Here is a 14,866-nt window from a genome sequence, read left to right as displayed (position 1 = left end):
GTTAAAGGCCCCTCAGTCCCATTCCAGGCCGCCGCGCCGCCATACGTACGCGTACGCGACGAAGACCGTGAGCACGAAGAGCAGCATCTCCACGAGCCCGAAAACACCCAGGGCGTCGAAGCTGACGGCCCATGGGTAGAGGAAGACGATCTCGATGTCGAAGACGATGAAGAGCATCGCCGTCAGGTAGTACTTGATGGGGAAGCGCCCGCCGCCGGCCGGCGTGGGGGTCGGCTCGATACCGCACTCGTATGCCTCGAGTTTGGCGCGGTTGTACCGCTTCGGTCCGATCAGCGTGGCCATGACCACGGAGAAGATCGCAAAGCCTGCCCCGAGGGCTCCCAGTACGAGGATGGGCGCATACGCGTTCACCGCTCCTCGCTCCTCTCAGTCGGCACTGACTGCTGGCGGTCGCTGGGCCACCGGTGTCCCGCGCACCCCCCGTTCCCGGCCCGTCCGGCCAAGATCGAGAACATGTGAAGCAGGTCACAAGCCCAACTGCCTCGCATCCTATGCCCGACGCTCTGTGATCTGCGACACGGGGTATTGCATGAGCTTTGTGATCTCCACCACCTGACGAACGATCATCAAGTCGGATGAGCGGTGATCTTCGCACGCGAAGCACCTGTGTGATCACTACTGGTCACATTTTACCTCGTATTTGCAGGTCGGAGGCGGTGTGCACTATCAGATGCCCGGCGCCCGGCGCAAAGTGGCGAACTATGTCAAGCCCTTGATATAGGCCGGCTTTTCACACATCAGGGGGACAGCGACGCGAGGTGTGGACACGTTCACTCGTTCACAAGCGGATGCCGTGAATCAGGAGGCTCCGCGGGCGCGGTTTCACCAATGGGACTCAAGTGACAAATGGGACCGGTGAGTCAGTCCGTGCACAGACCCCGCCGTACGGTGATCACTCCGTGACCTCCGTCACGTTCATGAGAGGAGTCTGAGAGCGGGGCTTGGCCAACGATCCACACGGATGGTAGGCCGAGAGCAATTCGGGCGTAACAGCGAAAGACCATGATCAAAGGCATGATCACGTCCGCCCGCAATGTCCGTTACGGCGTCAATAAGGAACCTCGGACATGGGATTTGGCGCCCTCATTGAGCAAATGTGGCGCACCACACGTTTCTTGAAGATATGAAGGAGCCCCTGGTACCGGTTGTTCCCATGTCCCACACCGCTCACATACGCAGCCACCGGAAGCCCCGCCGTAGCGCGTCGAGAGTCGCGATGCGGGCCGGAGTTGCCGGCGGCGTCCTCGGCACGCTTGCAGTGGCCGGCACGTCGGCCTCGTCGGCGAACGCCGCCGAGCCGGCGACCCAGACCCTCGAACTGCCCACCCTGACCTCCGACCTGGCCGCCCAGGTGGCCCAGTCGGCGGACGCGACGGAGCAGGCGGCCGCCAACTACCGCCTGGGCGCCGAGCGCGACGCGGCCGCCGCAAACGCCGCGAAGCGGGCCAAGGCGGACCTTGCCGACGCCAAGAAGAAGGCGGAGGCCCGCAAGAAGGCCGAGGCCGCCCGGAAGAAGGCCGCCGAGACCGCCCGCCAGGCCGCCGCCGACCGCGCCTCCCGCACGGCCGAGCGGCCGGCCCTCAGCGCCACGGCGGGCGTCGGCTCCACCTCCACGAGCGTGTCCACGGCGACCGGTTCGGCCGCTGCGGTGGTCTCGTTCGTCCAGGCCCAGGTCGGCAAGGCCTACGTCTCCGGCGCCACCGGCCCGTCCGCCTTCGACTGCTCCGGCCTGGTGCAGACCGCCTTCAAGCAGGTCGGCATCAGCCTTCCGCGGGTCTCCCAGGACCAGTCGACCGCCGGCACCCAGGTGTCGCTGTCCAACCTCCAGCCGGGCGACATCCTCTACTGGGGCGGCGCCGGCAGCGCGTACCACGTGGGTGTCTACGTCGGTAACGGTATGTTCGTCGGTGCGCAGAACCCGTCCACGGGCGTCGTCGAGCGTCCGCTGTCCTACGACCCGCCGTCCGGCGCGGTCCGGGTGCTCTGAGGACGCCGCGCACAGCCGTATGGACTGAAGGGCCGCAGCCGCTCGGGGGCAGCGGCCCTTCCCGCTTTCCCGGTTCGCCCCGCTTCAACCCCCCTATGACGCGGCAGGGGCCGGCTCATGACCGAGCCGGCCCCGCTGTCGTCCCCGTGTCCGCTCAGGCCTTCGGGGCCACCTTGCTCAGGCCGTTGATGATGCGGTCCATCGCGTCGCCGCCCGTCGGGTCGGTGAGGTTGGCCAGGAGCTTGAGGGTGAACTTCATCAGCACCGGGTGGGTCAGCCCGCGCTGGGCGGCGATCTGCATGACCTTCGGGTTGCCGATGAGCTTCACGAAGGCGCGGCCCAGCGTGTAGTAGCCGCCGTAGGTGTCCTTCAGGACGCGCGGGTAGCGCCGCAGGGCGAGTTCGCGCTGCGCCGGGGTGGCCCGGGAGTGGGCCTGGACGATGACGTCGGCGGCGAGCTGACCGGACTCCATCGCATAGGCGATGCCCTCGCCGTTGAACGGGTTGACCAGACCGCCCGCGTCGCCGACGAGCAGCAGGCCCCGCGTGTAGTGCGGCTGGCGGTTGAAGGCCATGGGCAGGGCGGCGCCGCGGATGGGGCCGGTCATGTTGTCCGGGGTGTAGCCCCAGTCCTCGGGCATCGACGCACACCAGGCCTTGAGTACCTCGCGCCAGTCCAGCTCCTTGAAGGACTCGGAGGTGTTGAGCACGCCCAGGCCGACGTTGGAGGTGCCGTCGCCCATGCCGAAGATCCAGCCGTAGCCGGGCAGCAGCCGGTCCTGGGGGCCGCGCCGGTCCCACAGCTCCAGCCAGGACTCAAGGTAGTCGTCGTCGTGGCGCGGGCTGGTGAAGTAGGTGCGCACCGCGACACCCATCGGGCGGTCCTCACGCCGGTGCAGGCCCATCGCCAGGGACAGCCGGGTGGAGTTGCCGTCGGCGGCGACGACGAGCGGCGCGTGGAAGGTGACCTCGCGCTTCTCCTCACCCAGTTTGGCCCTGACGCCGGTGATGCGGCCCGTGCGGTCGTCGACGAGGGGCGCGGACACGTTGCAGCGCTCGAACAGCCGGGCGCCCGCCTTCTGCGCCTGCCGGGCGAGCTGCTCGTCGAAGTCGTCGCGCTTGCGCACGAGTCCGTAGTCGGGGAAGGAGGCGAGGTCGGGCCAGTCGAGCTGGAGGCGGACGCCCCCGCCGATGATCCTCAGGCCCTTGTTGCGCAGCCAGCCGGCCTCCTCGGAGATGTCGACTCCCATCGCGACGAGCTGTTTGACGGCGCGTGGGGTGAGGCCGTCGCCGCAGACCTTCTCCCGCGGGAACTCGGTCTTCTCCAGCAGGAGTACGTCGAGTCCGGCCCGGGCGAGGTGGTAGGCCGTCGTGGACCCGGCCGGCCCCGCGCCCACGACGATCACATCTGCGGTGTTCTCGGAGAGGGGCTCAGTCACGGTCACGGCGGGATCTCCCCAAGGTCAGGAATTGCGTGCCGACCGGCACTGGACATGGGCAGTCTATGCAGCAGAATTGATCACCCGGCTGAAGGGCTGCCCCGTGAACCGAGCTCTCCCCGTCGTACGCCTGCGCGTCCCCACCGATGAGGACGCCGTCGCCTGGCACCGGATCTTCGCCGACCCGGACGTCATGGAGTTCCACGGCGGCAGCCCCGCGGAGCTGTCCGTCTACGAGGAACTCACCGCCCGTCAGCGGCGGCACGACGCCGAACGCGGCTTCTGCCTGTGGACGATGCTGGACGAGACCGGCCGGGTCATCGGCTTCACCGGCGCCCAGCCGTGGGAGCGGGACTGGGGCCCCACGGGCGAGATCGAGATCGGCTGGCGGCTCGGCCGCGAGCACTGGGGCCGCGGATACGTCACGGCGGCCGCCCGGATGACCCTGGAGCGGCTGCGCGCGGCCGGCCTGACGAGCGTGGTGGCGATGGTCGACGCGCGCAACAAGCGGTCCATCGCGGTCACCGAGCGGCTCGGCATGTGTCTGGCGCAGACCTTCGTGACGCCGGTGTCGGAGCGGCAGGGGCACTGTTACCGGCTGGAGCTGTGAGTACGGTCGGTCACTGTTCGTAATCGACTGTCACAGAAAGACACTTGCCGCTTCCGGGTGACACCCCTGGCCGGTTACCCTGCCAGTACCGCTGGGGGTGACGTCTGTGTACATGACACCCAAGACACCCGAAGTGCGCGTGCCGCACCTGGTCGGACTGATGGCCGTGGACGCACGCGAGACCGCCCGGGCCCAGGGCCTGTTCCTCAACACGCCGGACCGCCCGGAATTCCATCTCACCGTCGTCGAGCACGTCGTCCGCCAGTACCCGCAGCCCGGCGCCGAGGTGCCCCGGGACTCCATGGTGTACGTGTGGTTCGACTTCGGCCCCGGTGAGGGCGGCGGAGGCGTCCGCGAGCCGCGCATCCCGCGACCACCCACCGGCGGCCTCCAGCGCGAGCTGGACGAACCGGGCGACCCGTACGCGGTCAGTCCCGTGTGACCGCGGTCAGGGCCGTACGGCCGCAGTCGGGCCCGTGCGGCCGTGGCCAGGCCCGTGGGCGCCGCGGTCAGTCCCGTGGGGCCGCGGCCGGGCCCCCGTGTGACGGCCCGCAGGGCCGTCAGTCCTTGAACCCCCGGTGCAGGGACACGATCCCGCCGCTGAGGTTGCGCCAGGCCACCTTCGACCAGCCGGCCGTGCGCAGCAGCCCGGCCAGCGCGGGCTGGTCGGGCCAGGCCCGGATGGACTCGGCGAGGTAGACGTACGCGTCCGGGTTGGAGGACACCGCGCGCGCCACGGGCGGCAGGGCGCGCATCAGGTACTCGGTGTAGACCGTGCGGAACGGCGCCCAGGTGGGGTGGGAGAACTCGCAGATCACCACGCGGCCGCCGGGCCGGGTCACCCGGTACATCTCCCGCAGGGCCGTCTCGGTGTCCTGCACGTTGCGCAGCCCGAAGGAGATGGTGACGGCGTCGAAGGTGTCGTCCTTGAACGGCAGCCGCGTCGCGTCGCCCGCCGTGAACGGCAGCCAGGCGTGCCGCCGCTTGCCGACCCGGAGCATCCCGAGCGAGAAGTCGCAGGGGACGACGTAGGCGCCGGCGCGGGTGAAGGGCAGCGAGGACGTGGCCGTGCCGGCGGCCAGATCGAGGATCTTCTGCGCCGGACGGGCGTCCACCGCCCTGGCGACCTCCTTCCGCCACCGCCGGTCCTGTCCCAGGGACAGCACGTCGTTCGTCAGGTCGTACCGTTCCGCCACGTCGTCGAACATCGAAGCGACGTCGTACGGCTGCTTGTCCAGGGATGCGCGGGTCACCGGCCCATTGTGGCAGGCGGGGGTGGCGCTTTACGGAAGTGCCCCGGCGGCACAGCTTTCGGTGGCAGGCTCGGAAGGCGGTTCCCGGTCCGGTGACAGGCTCTCTCCGGACCGGGACCCCGCTGTGTTCGGATCCATGGACGGACGTCACGAGAGCTGGTGTATGCGCAATGAGGAGTTTCCTGACGCCGGTGGCCGGGCTCGCCTGCCTGGTCACCCTGGCCGCCACGGGCTGCTCCCCGATGTCCGACGGCACCTCGGACGCGGCCCGCAAGGCGGGCCGGTCCAGCACCTCGTACGCCCCTTACGTGAGCGCCACCACGGCTTCGGGCACCGACTCCGCCGGCTCGCCCTCGACGTACAACCTCGCCTTCGTCATCTCCGGCGGCAGTGACTGCACTCCGGAGTGGGACGGGATGACGGGGCTGGACGACGCCGAGGCGAAGTCCCGGATCGGGAAGCTGAGGAAGTCGGGCGCCACGGTACGCGTCTCCTTCGGCGGGGCCGACGGCAAGGAGTTGGCGACGACCTGTGAGAGCGCCTCCGCGCTGGCCGACGCGTACGGGAAGGCACTGGACGCGGCGGGCTCGACCCAGGCCGACTTCGACGTCGAGGGACGGACGCTGACCGACTCCGCCTCCGTCGACCTACGTTCCCGGGCGATCGCCCTGCTGCAGAAGCGGCGCCCCGGCCTGGAGGTGTCCTTCACACTGCCCGTCATGCCGTCCGGGCTGGACTCCCACGGCCTGGCCCTGCTGGAGTCCGCGAACGAGCACGACGTCCAGGTCGCGACCGTCAACCTCATGACGATGAACTACGCCGAGTCCTACACCGGCGACATGGGCGACTACGCCCTCGCCGCCGCGAAGGCCGCCCACGCCCAGTTGAAGAAGGTCTTCGGCCTCTCGGACGCCGACGCCTGGGAGGGCATGGCGCTCACCCCGATGATCGGCGCCAACGACATCGCCGGTGAGACCTTCACCCTCACGGACGCGGCCCAGGTGCGCTCCTTCGCCGAGGAGAAGCGGATCGCCTGGGTGTCGATGTGGTCCACCTTCCGCGACCGCCAGTGCGAGAAGGACGACCCGTCCAGGGACGACGCGGCGACGGACTGCAGCGGGGTGAAGCAGAAGTCGGGGGAGTTCGCTCGGGTGTTGGGCGGGTGAGGTTGGGGTGAGGGGGCGGGGGCTCGGGGCCTGAGGCGGGCGCCCGGAGGCCGGCTCGGGCTTCGCCGTCCGAGGCGGGTTGCCAACAGCTGAGGTGAGCGCCCGTCCGGGGGCCCCGGGTCGAGGAGACGGTCCCTTGAACGGTGTCCGCGCCGGTGGGGCGGCGAATGCCCGGCGGCGCACGGCGCGCTGGGGACGGCCGGCGGAGCCCGGAGGGCGGCGAGCGGGTCGGCGGGCTCGGCGGTGAGGCCCGTGAGGCTGGGCGGGGACCTGCATCCGAGGCGGGCGCGCACGGAGGCGGGGGCGGGCTGCGGGCCGGCTCAGCGTCTGCGGTGGACCAGGCGGCCCGCGCACACCGTGGCGAGGCAGGCGCCGGTGTCGTCGAAGACGGCGAGGTCGGCTCGGCCGCCCTCCACCAGAGCGGCGGGCCGGGGCCCGGCGAGGACGGCGACGTCGTTCCGGGCGGCGGCCTCCCGCAGTCCGGGCGCGTCGGCGTGCCCGGCGAGCACGGCCGTCGCGCCGAGCTTGAGGACCGCGTGGACCCGCTCGCGCGGACTCGGCGCGTCGGGCAGCGGCCCCTCGTGCACGCGCCCGGGCACGAGCACGCCCGGCCAGCGCCGCACGCGCGCGTGCGGAAAGCGCCGCTCCAGCTCGGCGAGCGTCCCCACGGCCGCGACCCGGGCGCCCTCGACCGCGACGGCACCGCCCTCGACCGGCTCCGCGTCCCGGCCGGCGCGGACCGCGTCCGCCGCGTGAATCGTCAGCACCCCTGCCTCGTACGTCAGTTGGAGGTGAGCAGCTTCAGCTCGGGGTGGGCCGTCCCGCCCGCGATCGCCGTCGACGAGATGTGGGACATCACGCGGTCGTCGACCGGGTCGTTCGCCGGGTCGTCGTGGACGACGAGGTGCTCGTACGTCGTCGCCCGCTGCGCCGGAACCCGCCCCGCCTTCCGGATGAGCTCGATGATCTCCATCCGGTTCGACCGGTGCTTGGCGCCGGCCGAGGACACGACGTTCTCCTCCAGCATGATCGAGCCCAGGTCGTCGGCGCCGTAGTGCAGGGTGAGCTGGCCGACCTCCTTGCCCGTGGTCAGCCAGGAGCCCTGGATGTGCATCACGTTGTCCAGGAAGAGGCGCGCGATCGCGATCATCCGCAGGTACTCGAAGAGGGTGGCCTGCGTACGGCCCTTCAGGTGGTTGTTCTCCGGCTGGTAGGTGTACGGGATGAACGCCCGGAAGCCGCCGGTGCGGTCCTGCACGTCACGGATCATCCGCAGGTGCTCGATCCGCTCGGCGTTCGTCTCGCCGGTGCCCATGAGCATCGTGGAGGTGGACTCCACGCCCAGCCGGTGCGCGGTCTCCATGATCTCCAGCCAGCGCTCCCCGGACTCCTTCAGCGGGGCGATGGCCTTGCGCGGCCGCTCCGGCAGCAGTTCGGCGCCGGCGCCGGCGAAGGAGTCCAGACCGGCCTCGTGGATGCGGGTGATGGCCTCCTCGACGGAGACACCCGAGATCCGCGCCATGTGCTCCACCTCGGAGGCGCCCAGCGAGTGGATCACGAGCTGCGGGAAGGCCTTCTTGATGGCGCTGAAGTGCTTCTCGTAGTACTCGACGCCGTAGTCCGGGTGGTGGCCGCCCTGGAACATGATCTGCGTGCCACCGAGTTCGACGGTCTCGGCGCAGCGCCGCAGGATGTCGTCGAGGTCGCGGGTCCACCCCTTCTCGGTGTCCTTGGGGGCGGCGTAGAAGGCGCAGAACCTGCACGCGGTGACGCACACGTTCGTGTAGTTGATGTTGCGCTCGATGATGTACGTCGCGATGTGCTCGGTGCCCGCGTACTTCCGGCGGCGCACGGCGTCGGCGGCGGCGCCCAGCGCGTGCAGCGGCGCGTCGCGGTAGAGGTCGAGCGCTTCCTCGGGGGTGATCCGTCCGCCCGCGGCGGCACGGTCGAGGACGGACTGAAGGTCGGCCTTCTCGGTCACCGGCGTCCCTTTCGCAAGGTTCGTAAGGGGTTGTGGACAGACCGAACCAGCCTACGTCAGCCGTTTCGCGGCGCCGCCCTCAGGTTGCGTACGCGCCGATCAGCACGCCCGCGAACGCCCCCGCGATCAGGAACGGCCCGAACGCGATGGCCGTCTTGCGGCCGGCCCGCCGTACGACGACGAGCGCGCCGCCGTACAGCGCGCCGAACAGGAAGCCGGCGAAGGTGCCCAGCAGGACGACGGGCCAGCCGTACCAGCCGAGGACGGCCCCTGCCCCGAGGGCCAGTTTCACGTCGCCGAACCCCATCCCGGCGGGGTTGACGAGGAACAGCACGAAGTAGCCGGCACCGAGCGCGAACGCGCCCTGCAACGCGGTCGGCCAGTGCCCGGCGTGCCCGGGAACCAGGGCGGCCAGGCCGAGGAGCGCGAGGGCGGCGCCGGCGAGGGGCAGGGTCAGGACATCGGGCAGCCGCCGCACCCGGAAGTCGACCACCGCGAGCAGCACACCGACGGGCGCGAGCAACAGCCAGACGACGAGCTCGGGCCGGGCACCGGTGGCAACGGCGAGCACGCCGCAGACGAGGGCCGCGACGACGGCTGTTGGCAGCGCGCGGGGGCCGTAGGAGGCGAGGGCGGGGGGTGGGGTGGGGGTGGGGGGCCCGGTCGGGTCGCCGGCGGGGGTGGTGGCCTGGTCGTCGGCGGGAGTGGTGGTCGAGTGGCCGGCGGGCGTGGTGGGCAGGTCGCCGGCGGGGGTTGTGACCGGGTCGGTCGTGGCCGCGACGTCCGCCGGGGCAGCTGCGGGGTCCGTGCCCGGGACGTCAGCAGGCATGGTGGCCGGGCTGTCAGGAGGGGCGGTGGCCGAATCGCCGACCGGGGTGATGGCCGGGTCGCCCGAAGGGGTCGCATCCGGGCCACCCGCAGAGGCGACAGCCGGGCCCTCGGCAGAGGCGGCAGCCAAGCCGTCGGCAGAGGCGGCGACCGAATCGCCGACCAGGGCCGCCGCAGCACACCGCTCGCACCGCCCGCGGCCGATCCAGCCCCGTACCGGATGCCCGCCCGGGCAGCAGTCCCGCCATCTCTCCCCCGACGGAACGGAAAACCGGTACGCGGCCCGCGGCAGCGACGCGCCCGCCGCCGCACCCCACAGCGCGGCGGCGGCGAGAAGCGGCAGAGCGGTCGACGGCACGGTGGTCATCCCGCCGCGGCGACGGCGGTGCGCCAGGCCGGCAGCAGTTCGTCGAGCAGGGCCTCGGTGCGCGGCGGCAGGCCGCGGGCGCCGCCGCGGCCGACGAGGTCGGCGGCGAGCGCCTGTAGCCGGGCGGTGTCGCCGGTGGCGTGCGTGGCGCGCAGCAGCTCGTTCCACAGGCGCTCGTCGGCCGGGGCGGTGCGCAGCGCGGCGTCCAGCGCCTCGATCGCCTTCTCCGCGCGGTCCCTCTCCAGGTGGAAGGAGGACAGCGCGAGTCCGATGTCCGCGACGATGAGGGGCAGTTGGGCGTCGACGATCTCGTGGCTGAGCCACCGGTACCGGCCCTCGGGCCGGTCGGCGAGCAGCGGTCCGCGGACCACCACCAGCGCGTCGGTGAGCAGCCGGCCGCGTACGGCCCGGCTGTCCGCGCCCTTCCCCTGCGTGGCCTCGTGGTACAGCGAGCGCAGTACGTCCAGGTCGGAGACGACGGACTTGGCGAGGGTGAGCCGCCCGGTGTCGTCCGTACGGAGCCGGGGCGCGCCGTCGGGGTCGGTGCCGAGCCAGGAGCGCAGCCGCTCGACGAGCGCGTCCCGTACGTCGTCGGTGACCCCGCGCGGCCACAGCGCGGAGGACAGCACCCGCGGGTGCACGCCCTCCCGGTGCAGGAGCAGCAGGGCCAGCGCCTCGTGCAGCAGCGCGCTGCGCTCGTCGTCCGGGGTGTCGAGGCCGATGATCTCGTACGGGCCCACGAGCCGCGCGTACACCGCGGGCCGCCCCTGCTCGCTGATGTCGACGAGGAAGGGCGGGGTGGGCGCCGGTCCGTCGGGGCCGTTCTCCGGGTCGGCCTCGACGAACAGCTCGACCACGGCCCGCTGTTCGGCCGACGGCAGCATCTGTGCGTCGAGTTCGAGCCCGAGCAGCGGGGCGAGCAGCCTGCCCTCGGCGGTGATCTCCATCTCCCAGGCGGCGCCGGGCAGTTCACCGGAGTCCGTGCCGACGAGATAGCCGATGCCCAACCGGGCGGCGTCGGCAGCGAGTTCGGCGAGCCTGCGGGCGTCCTCGGCCGAGGGCTCGGCGGCCAGCAGCACCAGGTGCGGGGCCCAACGGGTGTGCTGGGCGGGCCCGGTGCGGCCGGTGAGCACGGAGTCGTGCCCGGCGGCGCCCAGCGCGCCGCGCCGCTGCAGCGTCTCGGCCTCCATGGTCTCGAGGAGCGCCTCGATGCCGTCGAGGTGGCGCAGGCGGTTGGGCGCGAGCGGGGTGAGGTCCTGGCCGAAGCCGACGAGGGTGACGGTCATACGGTCCGACCAGCCGTTGGTGGCGAGTTCGGCGGCGACGGAGGCGAACACGGCGGTCCGGTCGGCAGCGCGGCCGCTCAGCGAGACGATGCCGGGCACGGCCTCCAGGTTGAGGAGCAGGCGCGAGTCGTCCATGGTGCCGAGGCTGACGAGTCCGGGGTACGGGGCGGCAGTGTCGGCGTCCTCGTACCGCTCGGCGTCGGCCCGCCCGAGCACCCAGAACGTCTCGTCCTGTCCGGTCTGCCAGGGCGCCGGGGGCTTGCCGGCCGGCTGCGCGAGCTGGAGGTGCAGGTCGCCTCCGGTGAGCCAGGCGGCGTAGACCACGGGCAGCGGCCGGGACTCGCCCGCGAGGGCGGCGGCGAGCCCGCGCAGGGAACGGTCCAGCCGCCGTACACCCTCGGGGTTGGCGCCCACCAGCAGCGCGTCCTGCACGTCCAGCGCGTCCCCGGCCGGCGTCGGCGGCTCCATGCCGCGCCGCCCGCCGACGGCACCGAGCGCCGACTGCCACAGCGCCTGCCGGCGGCGGTGGCCGAGCGCGCCGAGGAGACCGGCGGCGAGGAGCGGGGCGCCGAGGAGGGCTTCGGGCAGCCCGAAGGAACGCCCCGAGGAGGCGGGGGTGGCGGCGGTGTCACCGTTGTGGTCCTGATGCTGCCGCTGGGCGGGAACGGAGGCGTGGGAGCCGCCGCCCTGCTGGTGCCCTCCGCCCTGCTGGTGCCCGTCGGCGTGCTGCTGACCGCCGGCCTGGGCCTGGTCGCCGCCCTGGGCCTGGTCGCCGGTCTTGGCGTAGTCGTGGATCTGCTGCCGTACCTGCTCGGAGACCTCCGGCGCGCCGTCGGGCATCTCGACGAGCTCGCCGCCGTGCGCGTCCGCGGGCATCTCCATGATCCAGCCGGGCCGGATGAGGCTGGCCTCGGACAGCCGGGAGCCGTCGGGCTGGACCCGGTCCTTGTTGAGCGCGTAGATCTCCTTGTACCGGCGCCCGTCACCGAGGTGTCGCTGGGCGATCTCCCAGAGCGAGTCGTGGTGGCGTCCCTCGGGCGGCTGGATCCGGTAGTACTTCGTATCGCCCTGCCTGGCCTCCGCCTGCGCGGCGGCGCTCGCGGCCTGCTCGGCGACGGCCGCCGCGGCGTTCGCGGTCTGCTCCCGCTGCTGCCCGAACAGTCCCCCCGGCGTCTGCTGCGCGGCGGCGACGGTCCCCTTCTGGTTCCCCTCCAGGCCGTGCCCGAGCTGCGACAGGCCCGGCGTGAGGCTGGCGGCCGTGGCCCCGATGAGCAGCAGCGCGGCGACGAGCTGCCGCGCGAGCAGCTGACTGGGTCCGGCCCCGGGTACCCGCCCCGGCACTCCGACCCCGGAGAGCGCTGCCTTCATCTCCACGAGCACACAGGCGGTGAACTGCGCCCAGGCGAGCCAGACGACGACCGTCAGGATGTTCAGGAACGTCTGGACGGTGATCTCCTGCTGGAGCCAGTCCAGGCTCGGCACGCCGTGCGGCAACGGCCACCCGAACTGCACGGCCAGCGCCAGCGGTACGCCGACGAGCAGGACGAGCAGGGCCAGGAAGGCGAGGAACGCCTTCACGAAGTCCCCGACCGTGCGCCGCCGCACCCGCACCGGCTGGGGCGTCCGGTTCCTCGGGGCCGTCGAGCCTCCCGTCGGGCTTCCCGTCGAGCTTGAACTACGGCGTCGCGGCATGGCGGGCGTCCTGATGGTGTGTGAAGCGGGTGCGGTAAATGGGGCGTACTGAGCCTACAGAGAACCCATTGACGGGGTCGACACAGCTTCCGCCCGTCAACGTCGAACGCCCCCACGCCGTTCACACCAGCTACGCCGTACCTCTCAACTTCCCCCACAGCCCCCACCGAACGCCCAAATCCCCCTCTCGCACCCCTGATAACTTCGTTGCCCACTGCACACGTCGCCATCTCCGGGGGAGATCCACCGTGACCCGCCGCGCCCTGCCCACAACCGCCGCCGCCCTCACCGCCGTCGCAGCACTCACGCTGACCGCTTGCGGCGGGGGCGGGGACGCCAAGTCGGACGACATCAAGGGGGCAGACACCGCGACGGCTACGCCCACCGTGTCGGCGTCCTCCGGTTCCGGCCAACCCGATATGAACCTGCCGAGCGATTTGCAGGTCCAGTTCGACGTCACGCGGTCGTCCGACACCCGCCATGCGGCAGCCCTCGACAGCGCGAAGAACTACATCCTGGCCTTGAACCACGGCATCACGGCCCAGGACCCCGACGATCCTGCCTATCAGTTCTACTCGCTCGGCAACGCCACCAAGTACGCCCGGAACCAGATCCAGGCATGGGTGAAGGACGAGTGGACCGCCACTGGGACTGACAGCTACTACAAGGCCAGGACCGACGACGTCGGCACGTCCCGTGGTGTGCTCGTGACGATGTGCCGGGACCAGAGCAAGTTCTACGGCAAGAACGTCAAGACGCAGAAGATCAGATACACGAAGGAGAGCCTCGACTCCTATCAGGAGTTCCGTCTCTTCATGAAGCCCCCGCAGGGGTCCGAGAAGATCTGGAAGGTTCTGCAGATCGAAGTGCAGGGCCGTGTCAAGGAGTGTCAGCGATGACGCTCCCCGCCCGGGCTCGGCGCTGGTCCGCCGTTCTGGCAACCGCAGCCGTACTCGGGTCCGGGAGCAACGCGTACGCAGACGGCCCGGAGGGCAACACCACGGTGCCGCCGGCTGATCAGCCGAGCGGCAGCACCGACGGCAAGGGAGGCCTCAAGGCCTCTGTCTCCCATATCCGAATCACTTACGTGAGCGGCGGAAACGGCGGGGGCAAGCAGGGCAGCCTCGGTACGGTCGACCCCAACTGGAAGCCCCCGGCGTGCTGGTACGAGCCGGCCTTCACCCCGGCCGGGCTCAAGAAGTTCGTGGACTCGGACGGCGGGGGCGACGTCGGCATCCACGAGTCGTGGTTCGGCAAGGAACTGTGGACGGACCACTATCGCGACGGCAAACCCGCGGACAACTTCGACGCGCACGAGCCCGTCAACAGTTCCGCCGAAGGCTACAAGGACTACAACCTCGGCAAGCGCGGCTACTTCTGGCGCGGCGTCGCCCCCAACGCCGGCGACCCGAACTCCTGGGACTGCGGTCGCATCATGTTCTGGGTCGACGCGGGCAACCTCCCGAACGACCCGAACTCCCCCACCCCCAAAACCCTTGCCGAGTACGCCTACGACAAGATCAAGGTCCCCGGCACCGAGATCAAGGTAAAGCCCGAGTCCAAGTCCACCGTCAACCTCCCGACCTGGATCTGGCTGGACAAGGGCAGGTTCAAGGAGGTCAGGGTCCGTGCAGAACTGCCCAACACGGGCCTCTGGGCCGAGACGACAGCCAAGCCGGTCGCCCTCCACCTGACACCTGGCACGGAGAACGCCGAGACCTACCCGTCCTCCGGCAACTGCACGATCAACGACGACGGCTCGATCGGCACCCCGTACGCGAAGGGCAACGCGGACAAGACCCCACCGTGCGGCATCAGATACCTCCGCGCCACGAACGGACAGCCGTACCACCTCAAGGCGTCCCTCACCTGGCAAATCACCTGGACGGGCTCCGACGGAAGCGGCGGCGACCTCCCCGACGGCACCTTCGAGACAACCCAGGACATGAACGTCCAGGAAATCCAGTCGATCAACCGCTGAGACGAACCAGCCAACCACGACTGCAGAGCATGGGTCCGATTACGCGCCCCATGCCGTTCACAACAGCGACGCCGCATCCCTCGGCCGCCTCCCCAATCCCCCGCCGAGCACGCCAATCCCTTCCTGCCACCCCTGATAGCTTCGTTGCCCGCCACTCACATCGTCGTCCTCCAGGGGAGATCCACTGTGGCCCCGCCGCGCCTGCCCGCAATCGCCACCGCACTCACCGCCATCGCGACTCTCACGCTGACAGCCT

13 protein-coding genes are annotated in these 14,866 nt (G+C 71.0%); 6 read left to right on the top strand and 7 right to left on the bottom strand.

The genetic code is table 11. The annotated features are described in order from the left end of the window. Window positions 1–12 precede the first annotated feature (12 nt). Window positions 13–372, bottom strand: a complete 360-nt coding sequence (locus tag ACF09J_RS21290; RefSeq protein ID WP_100569667.1) for an NADH-quinone oxidoreductase subunit A — start codon at window positions 370–372, stop codon at window positions 13–15. An 802-nt stretch (window positions 373–1,174) separates the two neighbouring features. Between ACF09J_RS21290 and ACF09J_RS21285 the strand changes: the two genes are divergently transcribed. Then, a complete protein-coding gene (locus tag ACF09J_RS21285) occupies window positions 1,175–2,008 on the top strand; it encodes a C40 family peptidase (RefSeq protein ID WP_392307018.1) in 834 nt (277 codons plus the stop codon). Between the two features lie 154 nt (window positions 2,009–2,162). Here ACF09J_RS21285 and ACF09J_RS21280 read toward each other — a convergent pair whose 3' ends face one another. Beyond that, window positions 2,163–3,452 carry a geranylgeranyl reductase family protein gene (locus ACF09J_RS21280; RefSeq protein WP_392307017.1) on the bottom strand — a complete coding sequence of 430 codons (1,290 nt, stop codon included), beginning with the start codon at window positions 3,450–3,452 and terminating at the stop codon, window positions 2,163–2,165. Window positions 3,453–3,549: 97 nt separating this feature from the next. On the opposite strand from ACF09J_RS21280, the gene ACF09J_RS21275 reads away from it, so the two are divergent. Together ACF09J_RS21275 and ACF09J_RS21270 are read left to right on the top strand one after the other, a co-directional pair. After that, window positions 3,550–4,056 carry a GNAT family N-acetyltransferase gene (locus tag ACF09J_RS21275; RefSeq protein WP_392307016.1) on the top strand — a complete coding sequence of 169 codons (507 nt, stop codon included), beginning with the start codon at window positions 3,550–3,552 and terminating at the stop codon, window positions 4,054–4,056. Between the two features lie 112 nt (window positions 4,057–4,168). Next, a complete protein-coding gene (locus ACF09J_RS21270) occupies window positions 4,169–4,498 on the top strand; it encodes a PASTA domain-containing protein (protein WP_392307015.1) in 330 nt (109 codons plus the stop codon). 118 nt (window positions 4,499–4,616) lie between these two features. Here ACF09J_RS21270 and ACF09J_RS21265 read toward each other — a convergent pair whose 3' ends face one another. Further along, complete coding sequence (locus ACF09J_RS21265) at window positions 4,617–5,309, bottom strand: demethylmenaquinone methyltransferase (protein ID WP_392307014.1); 693 nt, start codon at window positions 5,307–5,309, stop codon at window positions 4,617–4,619. A 170-nt stretch (window positions 5,310–5,479) separates the two neighbouring features. Between ACF09J_RS21265 and ACF09J_RS21260 the strand changes: the two genes are divergently transcribed. Beyond that, window positions 5,480–6,475: a chitinase gene (locus ACF09J_RS21260; protein ID WP_392307013.1), complete on the top strand. Its 996-nt coding sequence runs from the start codon at window positions 5,480–5,482 to the stop codon at window positions 6,473–6,475. 320 nt (window positions 6,476–6,795) lie between these two features. Here ACF09J_RS21260 and ACF09J_RS21255 read toward each other — a convergent pair whose 3' ends face one another. From ACF09J_RS21255 to ACF09J_RS21240, 4 genes are all read right to left on the bottom strand, one after another. Continuing rightward, window positions 6,796–7,242 (bottom strand): hypothetical protein, encoded by a 447-nt coding sequence (locus ACF09J_RS21255; RefSeq protein WP_392307012.1) that lies wholly within the window; start codon window positions 7,240–7,242, stop codon window positions 6,796–6,798. A gap of 14 nt (window positions 7,243–7,256) precedes the next feature. After that, a complete protein-coding gene (mqnC, locus tag ACF09J_RS21250; protein WP_392307011.1) occupies window positions 7,257–8,456 on the bottom strand; it encodes a cyclic dehypoxanthinyl futalosine synthase in 1,200 nt (399 codons plus the stop codon). Between the two features lie 79 nt (window positions 8,457–8,535). Continuing rightward, window positions 8,536–9,285 carry a prepilin peptidase gene (locus ACF09J_RS21245; RefSeq protein ID WP_392307010.1) on the bottom strand — a complete coding sequence of 250 codons (750 nt, stop codon included), beginning with the start codon at window positions 9,283–9,285 and terminating at the stop codon, window positions 8,536–8,538. 362 nt (window positions 9,286–9,647) lie between these two features. Next, a complete protein-coding gene (locus ACF09J_RS21240) occupies window positions 9,648–12,629 on the bottom strand; it encodes a BTAD domain-containing putative transcriptional regulator (RefSeq protein WP_392307009.1) in 2,982 nt (993 codons plus the stop codon). Window positions 12,630–12,877: 248 nt separating this feature from the next. On the opposite strand from ACF09J_RS21240, the gene ACF09J_RS21235 reads away from it, so the two are divergent. Beyond that, window positions 12,878–13,528: a hypothetical protein gene (locus ACF09J_RS21235; protein WP_392307008.1), complete on the top strand. Its 651-nt coding sequence runs from the start codon at window positions 12,878–12,880 to the stop codon at window positions 13,526–13,528. Next, complete coding sequence (locus ACF09J_RS21230) at window positions 13,525–14,610, top strand: hypothetical protein (RefSeq protein WP_392307007.1); 1,086 nt, start codon at window positions 13,525–13,527, stop codon at window positions 14,608–14,610. Before ACF09J_RS21235 ends, ACF09J_RS21230 begins: the two co-directional genes overlap by 4 nt. Window positions 14,611–14,866: the final 256 nt, after the last annotated feature.

This window comes from Streptomyces sp. NPDC014889, assembly GCF_043081205.1.
In the GTDB taxonomy this organism is placed as follows: domain Bacteria; phylum Actinomycetota; class Actinomycetes; order Streptomycetales; family Streptomycetaceae; genus Streptomyces.
Note: the sequence above shows the minus strand (reverse complement) of the source record. Positions and strands in the feature narration are given on the sequence as shown.